The 20110-nt window shown below is 71.3% G+C and carries 15 protein-coding genes and 2 tRNA genes; 5 read left to right on the top strand and 12 right to left on the bottom strand.

Translation table 11 applies throughout. From position 1 onward, the window contains the following. Nucleotides 1–10: 10 nt before the first annotated feature. Nucleotides 11–1537: an FAD-binding oxidoreductase gene (locus ACGWYJ_RS34720; protein WP_395110808.1), complete on the top strand. Its 1527-nt coding sequence runs from the start codon at nt 11–13 to the stop codon at nt 1535–1537. Between the two features lie 9 nt (nt 1538–1546). Here the strand turns inward: ACGWYJ_RS34720 and ACGWYJ_RS34715 are convergent, their stop codons facing one another. Further along, a complete protein-coding gene (locus ACGWYJ_RS34715) occupies nt 1547–2401 on the bottom strand; it encodes a hypothetical protein (protein ID WP_395110807.1) in 855 nt (284 codons plus the stop codon). 129 nt (nt 2402–2530) lie between these two features. Here ACGWYJ_RS34715 and hisN point away from each other — a divergent pair, with 129 nt between their 5' ends. Together hisN and ACGWYJ_RS34705 are read left to right on the top strand one after the other, a co-directional pair. Then, nucleotides 2531–3334 (top strand): histidinol-phosphatase, encoded by an 804-nt coding sequence (hisN, locus tag ACGWYJ_RS34710; protein WP_395110806.1) that lies wholly within the window; start codon nt 2531–2533, stop codon nt 3332–3334. Between the two features lie 117 nt (nt 3335–3451). Next, entirely contained in the window at nt 3452–3640 is a 189-nt protein-coding gene (locus ACGWYJ_RS34705) for a hypothetical protein (protein ID WP_395110805.1), read from the top strand. A 42-nt stretch (nt 3641–3682) separates the two neighbouring features. On the opposite strand, the gene ACGWYJ_RS34700 is transcribed toward ACGWYJ_RS34705, so the two are convergent. The 7 genes from ACGWYJ_RS34700 to ACGWYJ_RS34670 all read right to left on the bottom strand — a co-directional run bounded on the left by ACGWYJ_RS34700 (nt 3683) and on the right by ACGWYJ_RS34670 (nt 13117). Further along, complete coding sequence (locus ACGWYJ_RS34700; RefSeq protein WP_395110804.1) at nt 3683–5140, bottom strand: carboxylesterase/lipase family protein; 1458 nt, start codon at nt 5138–5140, stop codon at nt 3683–3685. Between the two features lie 113 nt (nt 5141–5253). Further along, nucleotides 5254–8115, bottom strand: a complete 2862-nt coding sequence (locus ACGWYJ_RS34695) for an AMP-binding protein (protein ID WP_395110803.1) — start codon at nt 8113–8115, stop codon at nt 5254–5256. 8 nt (nt 8116–8123) lie between these two features. After that, a complete protein-coding gene (locus tag ACGWYJ_RS34690; protein ID WP_395110802.1) occupies nt 8124–9770 on the bottom strand; it encodes an AMP-binding protein in 1647 nt (548 codons plus the stop codon). A 42-nt stretch (nt 9771–9812) separates the two neighbouring features. Next, on the bottom strand, nt 9813–10172 hold the full coding sequence (locus ACGWYJ_RS34685; RefSeq protein ID WP_395110801.1) for a DUF3054 domain-containing protein: 360 nt from the start codon (nt 10170–10172) through the stop codon (nt 9813–9815). Nucleotides 10173–10442: 270 nt separating this feature from the next. Then, nucleotides 10443–10516, bottom strand: a tRNA-Met gene (locus tag ACGWYJ_RS34680). Between the two features lie 51 nt (nt 10517–10567). Then, nucleotides 10568–12196, bottom strand: a complete 1629-nt coding sequence (pruA, locus tag ACGWYJ_RS34675) for an L-glutamate gamma-semialdehyde dehydrogenase (RefSeq protein ID WP_395110800.1) — start codon at nt 12194–12196, stop codon at nt 10568–10570. 9 nt (nt 12197–12205) lie between these two features. Further along, a complete protein-coding gene (locus ACGWYJ_RS34670; RefSeq protein ID WP_395110817.1) occupies nt 12206–13117 on the bottom strand; it encodes a proline dehydrogenase family protein in 912 nt (303 codons plus the stop codon). A gap of 77 nt (nt 13118–13194) precedes the next feature. Here ACGWYJ_RS34670 and ACGWYJ_RS34665 point away from each other — a divergent pair, with 77 nt between their 5' ends. Beyond that, the gene (locus ACGWYJ_RS34665) at nt 13195–14295 is read left to right on the top strand and encodes a PucR family transcriptional regulator (RefSeq protein ID WP_395110799.1); all 1101 of its coding nucleotides are present in this window, start codon (nt 13195–13197) and stop codon (nt 14293–14295) included. A 194-nt stretch (nt 14296–14489) separates the two neighbouring features. On the opposite strand, the gene ACGWYJ_RS34660 is transcribed toward ACGWYJ_RS34665, so the two are convergent. The 4 genes from ACGWYJ_RS34660 to ACGWYJ_RS34645 form a co-directional block, all read right to left on the bottom strand. Beyond that, a tRNA-Met gene (locus ACGWYJ_RS34660) sits at nt 14490–14563 on the bottom strand. A 47-nt stretch (nt 14564–14610) separates the two neighbouring features. Continuing rightward, complete coding sequence (locus ACGWYJ_RS34655; protein WP_395110798.1) at nt 14611–15657, bottom strand: PDZ domain-containing protein; 1047 nt, start codon at nt 15655–15657, stop codon at nt 14611–14613. Nucleotides 15658–15683: 26 nt separating this feature from the next. Continuing rightward, a complete protein-coding gene (locus ACGWYJ_RS34650) occupies nt 15684–16154 on the bottom strand; it encodes a molybdenum cofactor biosynthesis protein MoaE (protein ID WP_395110797.1) in 471 nt (156 codons plus the stop codon). Nucleotides 16155–16458: 304 nt separating this feature from the next. Next, on the bottom strand, nt 16459–16980 hold the full coding sequence (locus tag ACGWYJ_RS34645; RefSeq protein WP_395110796.1) for a PPA1309 family protein: 522 nt from the start codon (nt 16978–16980) through the stop codon (nt 16459–16461). A gap of 187 nt (nt 16981–17167) precedes the next feature. Between ACGWYJ_RS34645 and ACGWYJ_RS34640 the strand changes: the two genes are divergently transcribed. Further along, a complete protein-coding gene (locus ACGWYJ_RS34640; RefSeq protein WP_395110795.1) occupies nt 17168–20035 on the top strand; it encodes a UPF0182 family protein in 2868 nt (955 codons plus the stop codon). Nucleotides 20036–20110: the final 75 nt, after the last annotated feature.

The raw sequence follows: 20110 nt of genomic DNA, 5'->3' as shown, positions 1-20110 counted from the left end.
GAATGTCCGGGTGCATCGACGCGCGTTCCTGAAGAAGGCCCTCGGTACGGCGGGCGCGGCGATGGCGGCGGGCGGCGCGGCCGCGTGCTCGGACACGTCCGGTTCCCCGTCCGCGGGGCGGGGCCTCCCGGTCTCCGCCCTGCCCGCGGCCACCGGCCCGGCCGAGTGGAACGCCCTGGCCCGGGGCCTGGAGGGGCGGCTGATCAGGCCGGACGACGCCGCGTACGACCAGGCCAGACGGCTGTACATCCCCCGTTTCGACGACGTCCGCCCGGCGGGCGTCGCCTACTGCGATGGCCCGGACGACGTGGCCGAATGCCTCGGGTTCGCGACGCGGATGCGGCTGCCGGTGGCGGTGCGGTGCGGCGGCCACAACTACGCGGGCTGGTCCACCGGCACCGGTCTGGTCATCGACGTGTCGCCGATGAACGCCGTCCGCGCGGACGGGGGCCGCGCGGTGGTCGGTGCGGGCGCCCGGCTCATCGACCTGTACGACCGGCTGGCGCTCCAGGGCGGCGGCGTCCCCGCGGGCACGTGCCCGACCGTGGGCGTGGCCGGGCTGACGCTGGGCGGCGGTCTGGGCCCGCTCTCCCGGCTCCACGGCCTGACCTGCGACGTCCTGCAGACGGTCACGGTCGTCACGGTCGACGGCAAGGCGCGGACGTGCGACGCCGACCGCGATCCCGACCTGTTCTGGGCGTGCCGGGGCGGCGGGGGCGGCAACTTCGGGGTGGCCGTGGAGTTCGCCTTCCGCACCCACCGCGCCACCGACCTGACCTCGTTCACGCTGCGGTGGCCGTGGGCACGGGCGGCCGCGGTGATCGGCGGCTGGCAGCGCTGGGCACCGTCCGCGCCGGACGAGGTGTGGACCAGCCTCCAGCTCAGCACCGCGCCCGGGGCCGGAACGCCCACGGTGGAGGTCATCGGCGTGGCGCCCGCCGACCCGGACCTGAGCGCCCTGGTCGCGGCGGTCGGGTCCGAGCCGTTCGCACGGGACGCGCGGAGCCGCCCGTACCTGGACACGATGAAGGCGGCGGGAGGCTGCGCCGGGCAGTCCACCGCCGCGTGCCATGCCCGGGGAGACCTTCCCGGGCAGCGTCCCGAGGGCCGGTTCCCTCGCACCGACTACGCGGGCAAGTCGCACATGGCGTACCGGCCGTTGTCCGGCGCCGCGATCGCCGCGCTGGTCGCGCGGTTCACGGGGGGCAACGGCGTGTCCGGACGAGCGGTGCTCATGGACGCGATGGGCGGCGCGATCGCGCGCATCGGCCCTGGCGACACCGCGTTCCCGCATCGGCGCGCGCTGTTCTCCGTCCAGTACAACGCGGGCGGGGACGACCTCGGCTGGCTGCGCGCCACGCACGCCGCGATGGAGCCGCATCTGGGCGGCGCCGCGTACGTCAACTACATGGACCCGGACCTGCGCGGCTGGAGCCGCGCCTACTACGGCGCCAACCTCGACCGGCTCACCAAGGTGAAGGCGGCCTACGACCCGCGGTCACTCTTCCGGTTCCCGCAGTCGGTCGGCAAAGCCTGATCCGGGGGATCACCCGCGGACGATCTCCTCAAGTAAGGCCCGCGCCCGCGCCTCGGCCTCGTCCAGCGCCCGCACGTGCTCGGGCGCCAGTTCCTCCACGCACCGCGTCATCGTGCCGGTCACCTGGCTGAACGCCGTCTCCTCCGCGCCGCGCAGCGCCGCCCGCACACCGGCCGCGCGGGAGCCCAGCGCGGCCCACTCCAGTTCCAGCCGCGCCACCGCCTCGTCGAACGCCCGCGCCGTCTCCTCGCCCTCGTCCCTGAGGTCGTCGGGAACGGGGCCGCGCGGGGCCTGCCGCGCCCGGGTCGACAGCGCCGAGATGCGCCCGGCCAGCGTCAGCCCCTCCCGCGCGAGCGGCAGCACGTCATGGATCAGCTCGGTGACGACCTTGGCCAGCTCGTCGATCCTGGTGAGCAGCGTGCGCGCCGCCTCGCCCAGCCCCTCGGACGTGGCGGCGGCGACACGCCGGGCGGCCTCCTGCGCCTGAAGCGTCACCAGCGGGACGATGTCGGCGTCCAGCCGCCGGCGCAGCACGTCCTCGTCCGGCCCGTCCGCGCCATCGGCGGCGGCGCGCTCACGCCAGCCCGACCAGATCCGGTCGACCCGTTCCCGGCCGGACGCGGCGATCTCCTCGGTGATCTCGTCCAGCGCCTCGCCCGACCGCTCCTTCAGCCGTTCCACGCGCCCGTGCATCGCGTCCTGCTTGAACGGGTCGTTCAGCTCGTTGAGCAGGGCCTGCATCCGGCGGGACACGTCGACGGCATGCTCGGCGAGAGGGACGAGCCGGTCGGCCAGCTCGTCCACGGTCCGCGCCCGGCGCGGGTCGGTGAGCTCTGCCACCCACGCGGGAAGATCGTGCGCCATGTGACCATGATCTCATTCACGCGGCGTCGCCGGGCGACCGCCCGGGGTTTCCGGGAAAGTCACGCCTCACCCCGTGGGGCGCCGGTAAGTGTGTCGGTGCGGGGCGTGATCACGGTAGCGTGGCACGCCGTGGCGGGCTATTCGGATGACCTGCGTCTCGCGCATGTGCTGGCGGACGGGGCCGACGACATCACGACCAGGCGTTTCCGCGCTCTCGATCTCGACATCGAGACCAAGCCGGACCTGACCCCGGTCAGCGATGCCGACCGCAGCGTCGAGGAGCAGATCCGCGGCACGCTGAAGCGGGCGAGGCCGCGGGACGCGGTGCTGGGCGAGGAGTACGGCCGCACCGGGTTCAGCCAGCGCTGCTGGATCATCGACCCGATCGACGCCACCAAGAACTTCGTCCGCGGCGTCCCGGTGTGGGCCACGCTGATCGCGCTGATGGAGGAGGACGAGGTGGTGGTCGGCCTGGTGTCGGCCCCGGCGCTGAACCGCCGCTGGTGGGCGGCGCGCGGCGGCGGCTCCTGGACGGGCCGCAGCCTGTCGCGGGCCACCCGGCTCCAGGTGTCGCAGGTCACCGAGCTGTCGGACGCCTCGCTGTCGTTCTCCAGCCTCAGCGGCTGGGAGGAGCAGCAGCGCCTCGACCGGTTCCTGGACCTGACCCGCTCGGTGTGGCGGACGCGGGCGTTCGGCGACTTCTGGTCGCACATGATGGTGGCCGAGGGCGCCGTCGACATCTCCACCGAGCCCGAGGTGTCCCTGTGGGACCTGGCCGCGCTCCAGGTGATCGTGGAGGAGGCCGGCGGGATGTTCACCGATCTGTCGGGCGTGCCCGGACCGGACGGCGGCAGCGTCGTGTGCACGAACGGCAAGCTGCACGCCGAGGTGCTGCGGGTGCTGGGCGGCGGCCAGCTCTCCCTCCGGATCTAGGAGTCTTGACCGCCTCGGGGGCATCCTGAGCTGGCCGGGACCAGAAACGCGATATATCGTGGAACGACCGGCCGCGCGCGATCGTTCTCAGGGTGAGCGGCCGTACGGAGGTAACGGATGGCGACCCCAATCAAGATTCTCATCGGCGGAGTGGCGCTCTTCCTGCTGCTGTCGATCCTGGGCTGGTGGACCGCCGCCCTGATCGTGCTCGGGGCGCTCGCGCTGCCGGTCGTGGGCTATTTCATGCTCGACCCGAGCCAGCGGCGGCGCCTGCGCGCGCAGGGACGCAAGCGGCTGGGAAGCTGACCCGCCGGGCGGGCCGGCCCTTCACGGGCCGGCCGGCCCGCTTCACCAGCGTCGGCGGTCCTCGCCGCGCGGGTCGAGGACGACCGGGTTCCGCTCGCCGTCGAAGACCTTGACCGGGCGCTCGTCCGGGTCGAAGGGCCGCCAGCCCGGGTCGCCGTGGGTCGCGAAGTCGACCCACGCCTTGTGCATGACGTCGGCCAGTTCCTGCGGCGGGTTCTCGCCCGCGAGCTCGATGGTGTCCGGCGCGCCCAGATTGTCGAAGACGAAGCCCAGCTCCAGCGCGTGGCAGGCGCCCAGGCCGTCGATCGGCGACCGCCAGCCGAACTCGTACATCCAGGTCCGGCCGGCGTGCCCCTCGGCGAGCCGGTTGGCCGGGACGCGGAACAGCGCGTCGGTGATCAGCGTGGCCAGCAGCTCCCCGGCGGACAGCTCCGGGTGCGCCGCCCGGTAGGCGGCGACCACGGACGGCGGCGCGCCGAGCCCGGCCGCGGACACCCCGACCAGCTCGGGCGTGATCGCCCCGGCCAGGCCGGTCGGGAACAGGAACAGCCTGAACTCCTCGGCGGTGTAGCCGACCAGCAGGTCCACGTCCCGTCCCGCGCCGTCCGCCACGGCCTCCTCGGGACGGCGGGCGAGCAGGTCGTCGTCCACCACGGGGATCAGCGCCATCCCGGTCGAGGCGGTGGACGCGCCCCAGCGGCCGGGGTCGGGCAGCGCCGCCACCTCCTGCGACACCGCGGTCTGCACGGGCATGATCGTGTCGGGGTCCAGCGCGGCGAAGCCCTCGGCGGTCGGCTCCACCCCGAGCCTGGCCGCGATCTCCTTGGTGACCAGCAGCGCGTCGTCGGGGGTCTGGGCGACGTTGCCGGCGCCGCTCTGCGCGATCGCCCGCCGGAACAGGCCGAGGTCCAGGGACAGCAGCGCGCTGACGCTCATCCCGCCCGCCGACTCGCCGAACACGGTGACGTTGCCGGGGTCGCCGCCGAACGCCGCGATGTTGTCGCGGACCCAGGTCAGCGCCGCGATCTGGTCGCGCAGCCCGCGGTTGGCGGGCGCGGCGGCGCCCGGCAGGTACGCGAAACCCTCGACGCCGAGCCGGTAGTTGATGGTCACGCAGATCACGCCGTCACGGGCGAAGTTCGCCCCGTTGTAGACGGCGACGGAACCCGAGCCGTTGCGGAACGCGCCGCCGTGGATCCACACCATCACCGGGAGCCCGTCTCCCTCGGGCGCCCAGATGTTCAGGTTGAGGCAGTCCTCGCCCGGGATCTCGGGGTCGGGCAGGAGCACGTTGTAGGGCGAGGGATAACCGGGCTTGGGCGCCGTCGGCCCGAACGATGTGGCGTCCCGCACCCCCTCCCAGGGGTCGGGAGGGCCCGGCGGCGCGAACCGCCTGGCTCCGAAAGGCGGAGCGGCGTACGGGATTCCGAGATAGCTGCGGATCCCGTCTTTAACCGAACCGCGCACCTTCCCGTACGCAGTCTGAACGACCGTATCCATGCCGTGCTCCCACCTAGAACGACATTGAACACTCGACCGCTCTGAGAGTAACGACACACCGGACACATCGGAATGGTGCGGCACCGTAAGGTGACCCGGGCGTCATGAAGGGGCTACGGCGCCGCGAGACCGCGCCGCGCACCGTCCGTCAGCGGCCGGTACGCGCCGGAACGGTCCCGGTAGTACGCCCGGCCGCCGGACGCCTCCGGGACGCCCTCGTTCCGCAGCGGCTCGGTGCGCACCCGTCCCGCGGCCGTCACGGGGATCTCGTCCACCACCCTGACCAGCGCGGGCCGCAGCTCCGGGCGGACGCGCAGCAGCGCCTCCGACAGGTCGATCGGCTTCAGCCGGCCGCCTTCGCGCAGGCTGACCGCCGCCACGGCCACCTCGGCGTCCCCGGACGGGACGCCGTAGACCGCGACCATGTCGACGTACGGGAGATCGCCGAGCGCGTCCCTGACCGGTCCGGGCGGCACGATCCCGTCGGCGGTGCGGATCAGCTCGGCCTCCCGCCCGGCCGGCCAGAAGTCGCCGTCGGCGTCGCGGCGGAACAGGTCGCCGGTGATCCGCCAGGCGTCGGAGGGGGCGAACAGGCCGCGCACCGGCCTGCCGGACCGCTCCCCCTCCCGGACCCGCGCCACCAGCATCCCGATCTCGTCGGGGCCGCACTCCACCGCGAACCCGTCCGGCCCCTCCTCCAGGCGGCCGCGCTCAAGGTCGTACCGGGCCAGCCGCACCTCCGCGCTCCCCGGCAGGGGCCGTCCCAGCGACCCGCGCTTGCGGCCGCTCACGTTGACCAGGATCGCCTCCCCCTCGGTGGAGGCGTAGAACTCCAGCACCCGCGCGGGCGCGAACCGCTCCTCCACCCGCCGCCACAGGCCGCGCGGCATGCCGGACCCGATGAACAGCCGGACGGGATGGTGCCGCTCACCCGGGTTCGGCGGCGCGTTCACCAGGTCGCGCAGGCGCGTCCAGGTGTAGGAGGCGACGGTGACCCCGTAGCGCCGCGCCTCGTCCCAGAACGTCCCGGGGTCGTAGGCGCTGGCCAGCGCCAGCCGCGCGCCGCCCGCGACCGCCCCGCCCAGGCTCATCAGCAGGGCGGACGGGTGCTGCAACGGGGTCAGGCTGTAGACGGTGTCGGACGGGGACAGCGACGCCGACGACGCCGTCCCGAACGCCGACAGCGCCCACCTGCGGTTGGTGACCCGGTTCGCCCACAGATGCTCCCCGCTCCCCGTGAACAGGACGAACGCGGTGTCGCCTGCACGCCCGGGATTGGGCTCGTACCAGCCCGGCACCGGCGCCTCGCCGGGATCGATCGTCTCCATGTCGAAGACGGGCAGGTCACGCCCCTCCTCCGCGCCGCCGAGCGCCAGCACCTCCACGCCACCGATCTGAAGGGCGCGCCGGACGTTCCCGGGGTCCGCGATCACCCGGCGGACCTCGCCCAGGGCCGCCTCCCTGCCCGGTTCCCCGTCCGGGCGCAGCAGCACCGCCACGGCCCCCAGCCGGCTCAGCGCCGCCACCAGCGCCAGCGCCGTCGGCCGCGTCTCCATCAGCACGCCGACCGCGTCGCCCTGCCGCACACCCACCTGGATGAGCCCACGGACGATGGCGTCGATCCGCCCCTTGGCCGCCTCCTGCGTATAGGGACGCCCCCGATACAGGAAGAAGACATCGCTGGGCGCGCGCCGCGCCTGCTCGTCCAGAAGCAGCCCCAGCGACATCCGCGTGTCGGATTGGATCCTCTCCAGCCGGGCGAGGCGCGGCAGGTTCTGGACGGCCTCCGAGGTCAGTTGCCGCGATCCCCGCACCACCCGCGCGGCCGACCGCACCGCGCCGGCCCCGATCCCGGCCACCAGTTGCAACCCGACCTGCGCCGTCCCCTCAGCGGGAGCGGACGCCTCCCCGAGGCTCACGCCCTCGGGCAGTTTCTCTTCGCCTTCCTGCGATTTCACCCACCCGGCCACCATGGGCCACGTCCGGGCGACCGCCTGCGTCCCGACCACCAGCCCGAAATGCCCGGCGCGCAGCGACGCCTCGTACACCTCGGCGCGGGGCGCCGCCCGGCGGATCCCGCGCACCATGTCCGGGGAGGCGATCTCGTCCACCTCGCCCACGAACGTCAGCACCGGGCAGGTGATGTCGGCCAGCGTGACCAGCCGGTCGCCGATGACGAACCCGCCGGTCAGCATCCGGTTGTGCGCCACGAACTGCCGGACGAACTCCGCCAGCGCCGGGCCGGGCCAGGCGACCCACCCCGAACGCTCCAGGAACCGCCGCTGCCGCTCGCGGGGCGCCAGCCGCTCCCTGTCGTGCAGGCGCAGGATGAAGTCCACCCGGCTCCGCACCGACTTCACGGGGCTCAGCAGTTGGAAGCCCGTCCGGGTCACCCAGCCGGGCACGGCGAAGCTCCCGAGCAGCCGGTCGGGGATGCGTCCCGTCTCACCGGCCACCCACGCGGGCAGCCCGAACGGCAGGCCCACACTCGTGTCGGCCGGGCTGCCGAAGGTCACCAGCGAGGCGATCCCCTCGCTCCTGCGGTAGGCCGCGGCCTGGTAGCAGAACATCCCGCCCTGCGAGTAGCCGCCGAGATGGACGTCCCGGCCCGTGATCTCCCGCACGGTGTCGACGGCCTCGCTGACCGCCAGGACATGATCGGTGAGGGTACGTTCCAACCCGCCCGGCTCCCTCTCGGGCGCCCCGAAATCCACGACCCACGGATCCACGCCCAGCTCGCGCAGCACCCCGACGGCGCTCACCCTGGACGAGATGTCGTACACCTCGGTGCTGACCATCAACGGCGGCACCAGCACGACCACGGGCCCGCTCCCACCCGGGAAGTAGTGCCGCAGCCGATGGTTCCGCCGCTCCGCCACGACCTCGAACGGAGACGCGTCGTCCTCGGTGTCGAGACCGCCGAACCGCACGACCTCCAGCGCGTTCTGGGCCGTGGCGCCCAACCGGGACAGCACCGACCCGATCACAGGATCCGGGCCCCGTCCATCCGGCCCGCCCGCAGCCGCTCCCACATGTACCGGCGCCGCGGCTTGCCGCTGGACGTTCGCTGGATCAGCCCCTTTCCGATGACGATGGTCACCTCGACGTCATCCCCCAGCCGCCGCCGCAGCATCTCCCGCACGTCACCGGCCCACCCCGCGTCCTGCGTCTCCGCGAACAGGGCCAGCCCCTTCGTCCCGGCACCGGGCACCCCCACGACCACGATCCGGCCCTTACCCAGGCCCGACACCTCGGCGACCTTGGCCTCCAGATCCTCCACGTAGACGGACCGGCCGCGCACCTTGATGCTCTCGCCCATCCGCCCCAGCACGAACAACTGCCCCCGATAGAAGAACCCCGCGTCCCCCGTGTACACCAGGCCACCCTCGAACCGCGTGGACTTCCCCTCGGCCCCCGCGTAATACCCCGAGCACGCCGACCTCCCGCCGACCACGATCTCGCCGAGGAAGCCCTCCCCCAGTTCCCGTCCCTCGTCGTCCACGATCAGAAGGGGGACGTCCTCCTCGGGCGTCCCGCACCCCACGACCCAGCCCGCCTTGGCGCCCACGGACTCCTCCCCCAGCTCATGCTCGGACAGGATCCGTACCGGCTCACCGAAGCTCAGGGACGAGGCGTCGGGCCGCACCGCCAGCGGCCTCCGCGGCTCCGCGTCCATCGTGATCAGCAGCGTGGCCTCGGCCATCCCGTACGCGGGCTTGAGCGACTCGCGCCGGAACCCGAACGGCTCGGTCAGCCGCGCGAACACCTCCAGCGCGTGCGGATCGATCGGCTCCGCCCCGATGATCGCGGTCTCCCACCCGGACAGGTCGATGCCCTCCAGTTGCTCGGGCTTCACCCTTCGCGCCACATACGCGTAAGCGAAGGGCGGCGCCGCCGTGTGCACCGCGTGCTCGAACGTCCGCACCCACCGCGCCGGGTCGCGGATGAACGCGTCGGGCCGCATCAACCACAGGTTGAGCTGCCACGCGATGGGCGCGATGAAGCAGCCGATGAGCCCCATGTCGTGGTACAGCGGCAGCCACGACGACACCGAGTGGTCGTCCCGGAACCCGGCCGTGCGAACGATGAGCTCGATGTTGGCCTCCAGATTGGCCCAGGTCACCATCACCCCGCGCGGCGACCCGCTCGACCCCGACGTGAACTGCAACAGGGCCAGGTCCCCGGCCTCCCGCACCTCCGCCTCGGCCGCCCCCTTTCGGGGCCGCACCGGCTCCCCGGGAAGCCCCGCCGCCTCCATCGCCCGCCCGGCCAGCGGGGCCAGCTCGTCCGACGCCACGACGAGCACGGGCCGCGCCTGCCGCAGGATCGCCGCCACGTGCGCCACATAGTCGTCCCCGTCCTGGAACAACGGCGGTGTGATCAGGCAGACGGTCGCCCCCGCCGCCCAGACCGCGTAGTACGTCTCCATGCACGTGTAGTCCGTGGGCAGGACGAGACACACCACGTCTCCGGGCCGCACACCCTCCTCGATCAGCGCCGCGGCACGACGCCTCGCCCCCGCCGCCAGCTCCCCGTACTCACGGAACTCCCAGGAGCCGTCGTCCGCCGCCAGATGAACGCCACGTCCGGCCTTCGGCTTGTCGAGCCAGTCCCGTAGCGCACGTCCCATCGTCGTCCCTCCACACGAAGCCCGAAGTGTGTCGCAACGACATCAGTGCCCACGTACCCACGTCAACCGCTTGTTCAAGGCACGCCACCCCACGAGCAGGACCCCGAGGAAGACCGTCGCCACCACCACGAACGCAGCCGCCGTCCCCTGCCCCGAGACCGCCCGCAGCACCATCCCGCAAGCCACCGTCAGAACCCACACTCCGACCCCGACGGGCCAAACCCTTTCCGGCTCCCGCCAAGCCCTGGTCGCGCCCCACCCGACCGCGAGCCCCACAAGAAACGGCCAAGCCGTCCCGGCGAACCCCGCCAAACTCAGCGCCTCCTCATGCGAGGCCCGCCCAATCCCCACAAAAACAAGCACGCCGACAACGTCCAAAGCCCCAGCACCCCAACCCCTCATAACCCCAACCCTAAAAGGGAAAAGGGGCGAAGCCCCAAAGGGGGGCAAGGGGGCGAAGCCCCAAAGGGGGGCAAGGGGGCGAAGCCCCAAGGGGGGCAAGGGGGCGAAGGGCAAGGGGGCGAAGCCCCCAATCAAGGACGCGCAGCGTCCGCAAAAGGGGGCGCAGCCCCCGCGCCGGGGGTTCCAGGGGGTCGCCCCCCTGGGCAAACACAGCAAAGGGGCCCGCAGGGAAGGAGGCAAAGCCTCCGACCACACGGACCCCAGGACCCGTAGCGGGGGCAGGATTTGAACCTGCGACCTCTGGGTTATGAGCCCAGCGAGCTACCGAACTGCTCCACCCCGCGGTGATGGGTCAACTCTATGGGGCTGCGGGTCCTTAGGCAAACCGATTCGGGTCAGCCCATGTGGGGGTAGCGGTGGTCGGTCGGCGGGACGAAGGTCTCCTTGATGGAGCGCGGCGACGTCCAGCGCAGCAGGTTGAAGATGGATCCCGCCTTGTCGTTGGTGCCGGACGCGCGGCCGCCTCCGAAGGGCTGCTGGCCGACGACGGCGCCGGTGGGCTTGTCGTTGATGTAGAAGTTGCCGGCGGCGAAGCGGAGGGCTTCGGCCGTACGGTCGATGGCCTCGCGGTCCCGTGCGATGACGGCCCCGGTGAGGGCGTAGGCGGACACCGATTCGAGCTGGGCGACGACGTCGTCGTAGCGGTCGTCGTCGTAGACGTGGACGCCGAGGATGGGCCCGAAGTACTCGGTCTTGAAGATGTCGTTCTCGGGGTCGCCGGACACGAGCACGGTGGGGCGGACGAAGTAGCCGACGCTGTCGTCGTACGTGCCTCCGGCGGCGATCTCCACGGCGGGGTCGTTCTGGGCGCGGAGGATCGCGTCGCGGTTCTTGGCGAAGGCGCGGGCGTCGATGACGGCCCCCATGAAGTTGCCGAGGTCGGTGACGTCCCCCATGGTCAGCGCCTCGACTTCGGCGACGAGCTCGTCCCGGAACCCGCCGTCCCACAGGGAACGCGGGATGTAGGCGCGGGACGCGGCCGAGCACTTCTGCCCCTGGTACTCGAAGGCGCCTCGGATCAGGGCGGTCTTGAGCACCGCGGTGTCGGCGGACGGGTGCGCGAGCACGAAGTCCTTGCCGCCGGTCTCGCCGACCAGCCGGGGGTAGGAGCGGTATCCGGCGATGTTCTCGCCCACGGCCCGCCACAGCCTTTGGAAGGTCGCGGTGCTGCCGGTGAAGTGGATCCCGGCGAGGTCGCGGTGGGACAGGGCGACCTCTGAGACGGCGATGCCGTCGCCCGTCACCAGGTTGATGACGCCGGGCGGCAACCCGGCCTCCTCCAGCAGCCGCATGAGCAGGACGGCGGAGTAGGTCTGGGTGGGGGACGGCTTCCACACGACCACGTTGCCCATCAGCGCGGGCGCGGTCGGCAGGTTCCCGGCGATGGCGGTGAAGTTGAACGGGGTGATCGCGTAGACGAACCCTTCCAGCGGCCGGTAGTCGGCGCGGTTCCACACGCCGGGGCCGCTGATCGGCTGTTCGGCGAGGATCCGCCGGGCGTAGTGGACGTTGAACCGCCAGAAGTCGACGAGCTCGCAGGGGCTGTCGATCTCGGCCTGCTGGACGGTCTTGCTCTGGCCGAGCATGGTGGCGGCCAGCAGCGTCTCCCGCCAGGGGCCGGCCAGCAGGTCGGCGGCCCTCAGGAAGATCGCGGCGCGTTCGTCGAACGGCAGGGCCCGCCATCCGGGGGCGGCGGCGAGCGCCGCGTCGATCGCGTCGCGCGCGTCGTCCTGCGTCGCGGTCCCGAACGTGCCGAGTACGGCGGCGTGCCGGTGCGGCTGCACCACGTCGATCTTCTCTCCCGCGCCCATGCGCCGTACGCCGCCGATGGTCATCGGCAGGTCGATCGGCCTGGACTGCAATTCGGCGAGTTTCGCCTCCAGCCGTGCCCGCTCGGGGCTGCCCGGCGCGTATTCCCGTACCGGCTCGTTGACGGGCTCTGGCACTCGGCTCACGGCGTCCATGGGTCCTCCTCAGCGGGAAACGAACGAACGAAGAAAGAAGGCGAGATTGGCGGGACGTTCGGCGAGGCGCCGCATGAAGTACCCGTACCAATCGGAGCCGTAGGGCACGTAAACGCGCATGCGTTCCCCCAGCCCGGCGAGGCGCTTCTGTTCGGCGCCGCGGATTCCGTAGAGCATCTGGAACTCGTAGGTTCCGGGTTCGCGTCCGGCGTCCCTCGCCATCCAGAGCGCCAGCTCGATCATCCGGGGGTCGTGGGAGGCCACCATCGGATATCCGCCGGGCTCTCTCATCAACAACCGGAGCCCCCGCACATATGCCCGATCGACCTCGGCCTTCGTCTGGTACGCGACGGACGCCGGTTCCGCGTAGGCCCCTTTGACCAGCCGGACCCGCGTCCCGGCGAGGTCCCGGAGGTCGTCTTCGCTGCGCCGCAGCATCGCCTGGACGGCGACGCCCACGCCGGGAAAGTCGGTCCGCAGCTCCCGGACGATGTCCAAAGTGGAATCGACCGTCGTGTGGTCTTCCATGTCGACCGTGACGGCCATTCCGGCTCGTTCGGCGCCTTCACAGATCCGCCGGGCGTTGTCGAGGGCCAGGCGATCCTCGACCCGCAGTCCAAGGGCCGACAGCTTCACCGAAGCCTCGGCGCCCTGGCTCAGACCGGCCCTTTCCAGTTCCGCGCAAAGCTTCAAATACGCATCGCGCGTCGCCTCGGCCTGGTCCCGGTCCCGAACGTCCTCGCCAAGGTGGTCGAGCGTGACCGCGAGCCCCGCACCGGTCAGTTCCCGGGTGGCCCTCACCGCGGACTCGACGGTCTCACCGGCCACGAACCGGTCCACGACCCGCCGCGTCACGGGCAGGCCGGTCACCAGTCGGCGCACCCGCTCGCTGCGGGCGGCCAGCAGCAGTGGGCTGATCACAGCAATCCACGCTAAACAGCGCCCGCCACCCCAGGTACAGTCGAACGTCACATTCCAACCATGTATCGGTCATACAGATGTCTGAACGCGACGATCTGCAGGATCTGGTGGAGACCGCGGCCGACCTGCTGAAGGCCCCGGCGACCCTGGAGGACCGCGACTTCCACCTGGTCGCCCACGCCCCGCACGGCGGCACGATCGACCCGGTGCGCACCGAGTCGATCCTGTACCGCCGTTCGACCGACGAGGTCCGCGTCCGCTTCGAGCGGCACGGCATCGCCCGCGCCACGGGCCCCGTCCGCATCCCGGCCGATCCGGACGCCGACCTGCTGGCCCGCCTCTGCCTGCCCGTCCGCCGGAACGGCGTCACCTACGGCTACCTGTGGCTCCTGGACGGCGACGACCACATCGACGCCGCGCTCGCCGTCCAGGCCATGCCCCTCGCCGAACGCGCCGCCCTGCTCATGGCCCGCCAGACCCGGGACCGGGACGATCTCGGCTGGAAGCTCGCCGATCTCCTCACCACGCGGCCCGACGTCCAGGCCCAGGCGACCAGCGAGCTGTCGGAGATCCTCACGCCCCCGTTCGCCGTGGCCGTCCTGCGCGGCGCCGACCGCGCGCCGCTGAACCCCTGGCTGCTGCCCCGCAGCGTCCTGACGACGATCTGGGAGGGCGACCACATCCTGGTCACGTCCCCCGCCACTGTCGAGCACGTCGTCGAGCGGGCCAGGCAGTTGCTCCTGGAACGCAAGCAGGCGACCAGAGCGGGCGTCTACGCCCCCTGCGGCAGCCTCCAGGAGATACGCGAGGGCTGGCTACGAGCCCGCGTGGCCGCCCGCACGGCAACCCCCGGCGAGACCCGCACCTGGTCGTCCCTGGGCGCCCTCCGCCTGCTCCGCTGCGCGGACGACGAGACCTTGGCCAGGTCCGCCGTCCCACCCGAGCTGCACGCGCTTCTCGGCAACCCCGACCTGGCCCGTACCGCCCGCACGTACCTGGACAACGCGGGCGCCGTCCAGAAGACGGCCCGAGCCCTCAACATCCACCGCCAGACCCTCTACCACCGCCTGGCCCGCATAGAGGAGCTGACCAACCTGTCCCTCACCAACGGCCAGGACCGCCTGACCCTCCATCTGGCCTTGACCCTCCACCCCCACCTAGAACCCCAACCGACCTAAAACCAACCCGCAAGGGGCGGAGCCCCAAAGGGGGGCAAGGGGGCGAAGCCCCCAATCAAGGACGCGCAGCGTCCGCAAAAGGGGGCGCAGCCCCCGCGCCGGGGGTTCCAGGGGGTCGCCCCCCTGGGCAAACACAGCAAAGGGGCCCGCGGGGAAGGAGGCAACGCCTCCGACCACACGGACCCCAGGACCCGTAGCGGGGGCAGGATTTGAACCTGCGACCTCTGGGTTATGAGCCCAGCGAGCTACCGAACTGCTCCACCCCGCGGTGATGGGTCAACCTTACGGGCAGCGGGGGCGGCGCGCCAAATCGTTTCAGTCGCACGTGGGCACGTCGCCTTTGCCGGCCTTGAGGGCGTTGATGGCCTGGATGGTGCTGTGCAGGTTGTCGGCGCGGACGAGGCGCAGGCCGTCGGGGCGGGCTTCCGTGGCGTCCTCGCAGTTGTCCTTGGGGGTGAGGAACACGGTGGCGCCGGCGTGGCGGGCGGCGATCATCTTCTGCTGGATGCCGCCGATGGGGCCGACCTCGCCTTCGGGGGTGATGGTGCCGGTGCCGGCGATGAACGCGCCGCCGGTGAGGGGGCCGGGGGTGAGTTTGTCGATGATGGCGAGGGAGAACATGAGGCCGGCGCTGGGGCCGCCGATGTCGCCCACGCTGATGTCGATCTTGAAGGGGAACCGGTACCGCTCGGTGAGGACGATGCCGACGACGGGGCGCTTGCCGTCGGGTCCGGCGACGGTGGTGAGGGTGATCTTCTCCTCTTTGCCGCCCCGGTTGTAGGTGAAGGTGACGGGGACGCCGATCTTCCGCCGGGCCATGGGCTCGGTGACGGAGGTGACGTTGGTGACGCGCTGCCCGTCCACGGCGATGATCTGGTCGCCGGGGCGGAGCCGCCCGTCGGCGGGCCGGCCCTTCTGGACGCTGTCGACGACGACCTGGACGGGCACCTTGATGCCGAGTTCGTTCAGGGCGGCGGCCTCGGCGCTCTGCTGGGAGTCGCGCATCTGCCGCGTGTTCTCCTCGTCGACCTGCCGCTGCGTCTCGTTCCGCGGGAAGATCGTCTCCTCGGGAACGATGGCGACGTCGCCGTCCAGCCAGCCCTGGAGGGCGCTGAACAGGTCGATGCGGCTGCCGGGGCCGCCCCGGTAGGTGACGGTGGTGAAGTTGAGGTGGCCGCCGTCCTGGTAGGTCCGCCGCCCCTCGATCTTGATGAACGGCTCGCCCTTGTCGTTGGTGCCCAGCGTGTTGCTGGTGGGCCCGGGCATGAGGGCGACGTACGGCACCGGCATCAGGGAGCCGACGAGGGCCAGCACCAGGACGAGAGCGTTCGCTACGGCGAGGGTCGCGGCACGACGGGACATGCGGAAACCCTATGCGGCGCGCGGGCTCAGCATGCGCCGACCCATTCGTCTCCGCCGTCGGCGAACCGCTGGTGCTTCCAGATGGGGACCTGGGCCTTGAGGTCGTCGATGAGGCGGCGGCAGGCGGCGAACGCCTCGGCGCGGTGCGGGCAGGACGCGGCGACGACGACGGCGATGTCGCCGATCTCCAGGTCGCCGACCCGGTGGACGGCGGCCAGCGCCTTGACGGGGAAGTCGGCGGCGACCTTCTCCATCACGGCGCGCAGCTCCCGTTCGACGGTGGGGTGCGCGCTGTAGGACAGGGCGCTGACGCTCCTCGCATGGTCGTGGTCGCGGACCGTCCCGGCGAACAGCGCGATGCCCCCGGCCCCGGGGTCGCCGACCGCCGCGAACACCTCGTCGACCGACAACGGCGTGTCCCGCACCCCGACCAGCTTGATCACGTCAGTCACGCGTGCCTCCAGCTCGCTCACCCGGAAGGTTACCCGCCCGGCCATGGGACGGGACGGCCGCAGCCGATCAACTACCCCGATCATCAGGCTCAACCCAAGAGATCCCACACGCCACGATCAAGCCCGAAGACAGGCCCCACCTACCTCAGCCAACACCCCAGCCCCGAACGGCGCTCAGGCGTTGCGATCGCGACCGAAGGCAGGTTCCGAGCTTGCGAGGAACCTGATCGCGCAGCGAGCCGCCAAGGCGAGTCGAAGCGATGCAGCGATCGCCGCAAGCACGACAAGCGAGGAGCGCCAGCGACGAGCGCAGCTCGTGCTTGCTAAGGACGAGCGCAGCTCGTGCTTGCTAAGCAGGCAAATCCGGCTCGAAGGTGGCGGCCAGGGCGTCGGCGAGGCCGGGGACGAGGTCGGGGCCGGTCAGGACCTCGTCGTCGAGGTCGTGGCGGCGGAGCCGGAGGGCGGAGTGCCGGGTGCCGTCGCGGAGGACGCCGACGACCATGCGGACGTCTTCGCGTTTGGGGTGGCGTGCGGCCCATTCGGCGGCCTCGGCCGCGTCTTCGGGGATGTCCTCCTCGGCTTCGGGGGGCAGGACGACCCGTTCCAGGACCAGGGCGCAGCCGGCGACGGCGTCCGGCCAGGCGATGGCGGCGAGCGCGTCTTCGACGGCGGCCTGCTCGGGGAGGGCGGGTTGTTCGAGTGCGGCGAGGGTGTGAACGTCGGGCCGCAGGCCGAGCTGGTCGGCCAGTTCGGGTTCGGCCTTGCGCAGTTCTTCGCTCTGCACCAGGGCGTACAGGCGGGGGGCGGCGTCCCAGCCCTCTCGGGCGGAGTGGCGTTCCAGGTCCTGTACGACTTCTTCCAGAAGGCTCACGCGACCATCTTCCCCTCAATCCCTCAGAGGAAATGCGGGAACCCCCGGCCAACTAGATAAGTTGCATAGACAGCACCGGCGTGGCCGGTGAGCACGATCCTGTCGAACGGAGGGGACCTTGACCTTCCGGACTCCCGCATTCGGGCGCCGGCTCGGGACCGGACGGAGCCGTCTCGTACTACCGGTAGTGGTGGTACTGGCAGTGCTGCTGGTCGCGTTCATGCTGTTCACGTCGGTGTGGACGAACCTCCTCTGGTATCGCTCGGTCGGCTTTTCCTCGGTCTACACCACGGAACTGTGGTCGAAGGTGTTGCTGTTCTTCGGGGCCGGGGCGCTGATGGCGCTGCTGGTGGGCGCGAACATGGTGATCGCCTACCGGCTGCGTCCGGCGTACCGGCCGCTGTCGGTGGAGCAGCAGGGCCTGGAGCGATATCGGGCGGTGGTCGATCCGCGCCGCAAGTGGATCGCGGGCGCGGCGCTGGGCCTGCTGGGGCTGCTGACGGGTTCGTCGGTGGCCGGGCAGTGGCCGGTGTTCCTGGCCTGGTTGAACCGCACGTCGTTCGGCGTGGAGGATCCGCAGTTCCACAAGGACGTGTCGTTCTACGTCTTCACCTATCCGTTCATCCGGCTGCTGCTGGGTGTGCTGTTCGCCACAGTGATCCTGTCGATCCTGGCGGCGCTGATGGTGCACTACCTGTACGGCGGGTTGCGCCTGCAGGGGCCGGGTGACAAGGCGAGCCCTCCGGCGCGGGCGCACCTGTCGGTGCTGGTGGGGCTGTTCATCCTGATGAAGGCGGTGGCGTACTGGTTCGACCGGTACGGCCTGGTGCATTCGGAGCGGGGTGTGGCGACGGGCGCGTCCTACACCGACATCAACGCCCTGCTGCCCGCCAAGACGATCCTCGCCGTGATCGCGGTCATCTGCGCCGCGCTGTTCTTCAGCAACATCGTGCGGCGGGGCATGATGCTGCCGGGTGTCGGCTTCACGCTGCTGGTGCTGTCGGCGATCCTGGTCGGCGGCGTGTATCCGCTGCTGATCCAGCAGTTCCAGGTGAAGCCGGACGAGCTGGCCAAGGAGCGCCAGTTCATCCAGCGCAACATCGAGGCGACCCGCGCCGCCTACGGGGTGCAGAACACGAAGGTCACCACCGAGTACGGCGCCCGTCCGGAGACGGATCCGGCCAAGCTCCAGGCCGAGGTGGAACGGCTCGGCGGAGTCCGGCTGCTGGACCCGAACGTGGTGGGCGAGACCTTCCAGCAGTTGCAACGGATCCGCCCATTCTACCGGTTCCCCGACATCCTGGACGTGGACCGCTACCAGGTCGGCGGCCAGAACGTGGACACGATCGTGGCGCTGCGCGAGCTGTCGGGCGCCCCGGCGGGGCAGCGCAGCTGGATCAGGGACCGGATGGTCTACACGCACGGCTACGGCTTCGTGTCGGCCTACGGCGACCGTTTCGCCGGCAACGTCCCCCAGTTCGTGACCAAGGACATGCCGCAGGCGCCGAACTCGCAGATCAAGGTGGACCGGCCGCAGATCTACTTCGGCGAGCGTTCCCCGTCCTACTCGGTGGTGGGCGGCCGGGGCCAGCAGGAGCTGGACTACCCGGACAACAGCCAGACCGGCCAGAAGAACACCACCTATGACGGCGACGGCGGGGTCCCGATCGACTCGTTCTTCAACCGGCTCCTGTTCGCGACCAAGTTCCAGGACAGGAACCTGCTGCTGTCGGGCGCGATCAACGAGGGCGCCAAGATCCTTTACGACCGGCAGCCACGGGAGAGGGTGCAGCGCGCCGCCCCCTGGCTCACGCTGGACGGCGACCCGTACCCCGCGGTGGTCAACGGCCGCATCCTGTGGATCCTGGACGGCTACACCACCTCCAACGCCTACCCGTACTCGGAGCGGACGAGCCTGGGGGACGCCACCCGCGACACCATCACCGACACCCGTTCGGCGGTGGCCCGGCAGACCAACGACCGGATCAACTACATCCGCAACTCGGTGAAGGCCACGGTGGACGCCTACACCGGCGCGGTGCGGCTCTACCAGTGGGACGAGAACGACCCGGTGGCCAAGACCTGGATGAAGGTCTTCAAGGGCACCGTGCAGCCGCGCAGCAGCATCCCGCCGGAGCTGGAGAAGCACTTCCGCTACCCGCAGGACCTGTTCAAGGTGCAGCGGCAGATCCTCACCCGCTACCACGTGACCGACGCCGCGGCCTTCTACAACGGCGAGGGCTTCTGGGAGGTCCCGGAGGACCCGGGCGCCAAGGGACGGCGGCAGCCGCCGTACTACCAGAGCGTCCAGATGCCGGGCAGCACCACCAAGGACTTCTCGCTGACCACCGTCTACAACCCGCGGGGCAACCCGAACCTCGCGGCGTTTATGGCGATCGGGTCCACACCGGGCCGTAACTACGGCCAGATCCAGATCCTGCAACTGCCGCGGAACTCCACCGCACAGGGGCCGGGCCAGGTGCAGAACTCGTTCCAGACCGATCCGAAGGTCAAGGAAGAGCTGAACCGGCTGCGGCTCGGCGAGACCCGGACGGTGGCGGGGAACATGCTGACGATCCCGTTCGGCGGCAGCGTCCTGTACGTGGAGCCGATGTACGCCATGGCGGCGGCCGGGGCGGAGCAGCAGCCTTATCCGGTGCTGGGCAAGGTCCTGGTCCGCTTCGGCGACCGGATCGCCTCCGGGGACAACCTGGACCAGGCCATGGCCTCGTTGCTGGGCCAGACGTCCTCGACACCGCCCCAGAACACCCAGCCACCGCCCCAGCAGGGGCAGCAGGGCCAGCAGGCCCAGGGCGGCGCGCAACTGAGCGGCCAGGCCCAGCAGGCGATCGACGAGCTGGAGGCGGCGATCGCGGCGTACGAGAAGGCGCAGAAGGAACTGAACTACGCCGAGATGGGCAAGGCTTGGGACCGGATCAAGAAGGCCCGCGACGCTCTGGCGGCCGCTCAGCGCGCGGCGAGCGCTCCCACCGCGTCCCCGAGCCCGCGCCCGTCGGGTTCGGCGTCCCCCACGCCGTCCAGTTCTCCAGACTGACGGCCGACGGACCCGGTGATTGTGGGGCGACCCCCACAATCACCGGGCGAGGCCGACCACCGGCCCACCAAATGC

The organism is Actinomadura sp. SCN-SB (assembly GCF_043906805.1).
GTDB lineage: Bacteria > Actinomycetota > Actinomycetes > Streptosporangiales > Streptosporangiaceae > Spirillospora.
Note: the sequence above shows the minus strand (reverse complement) of the source record. Positions and strands in the feature narration are given on the sequence as shown.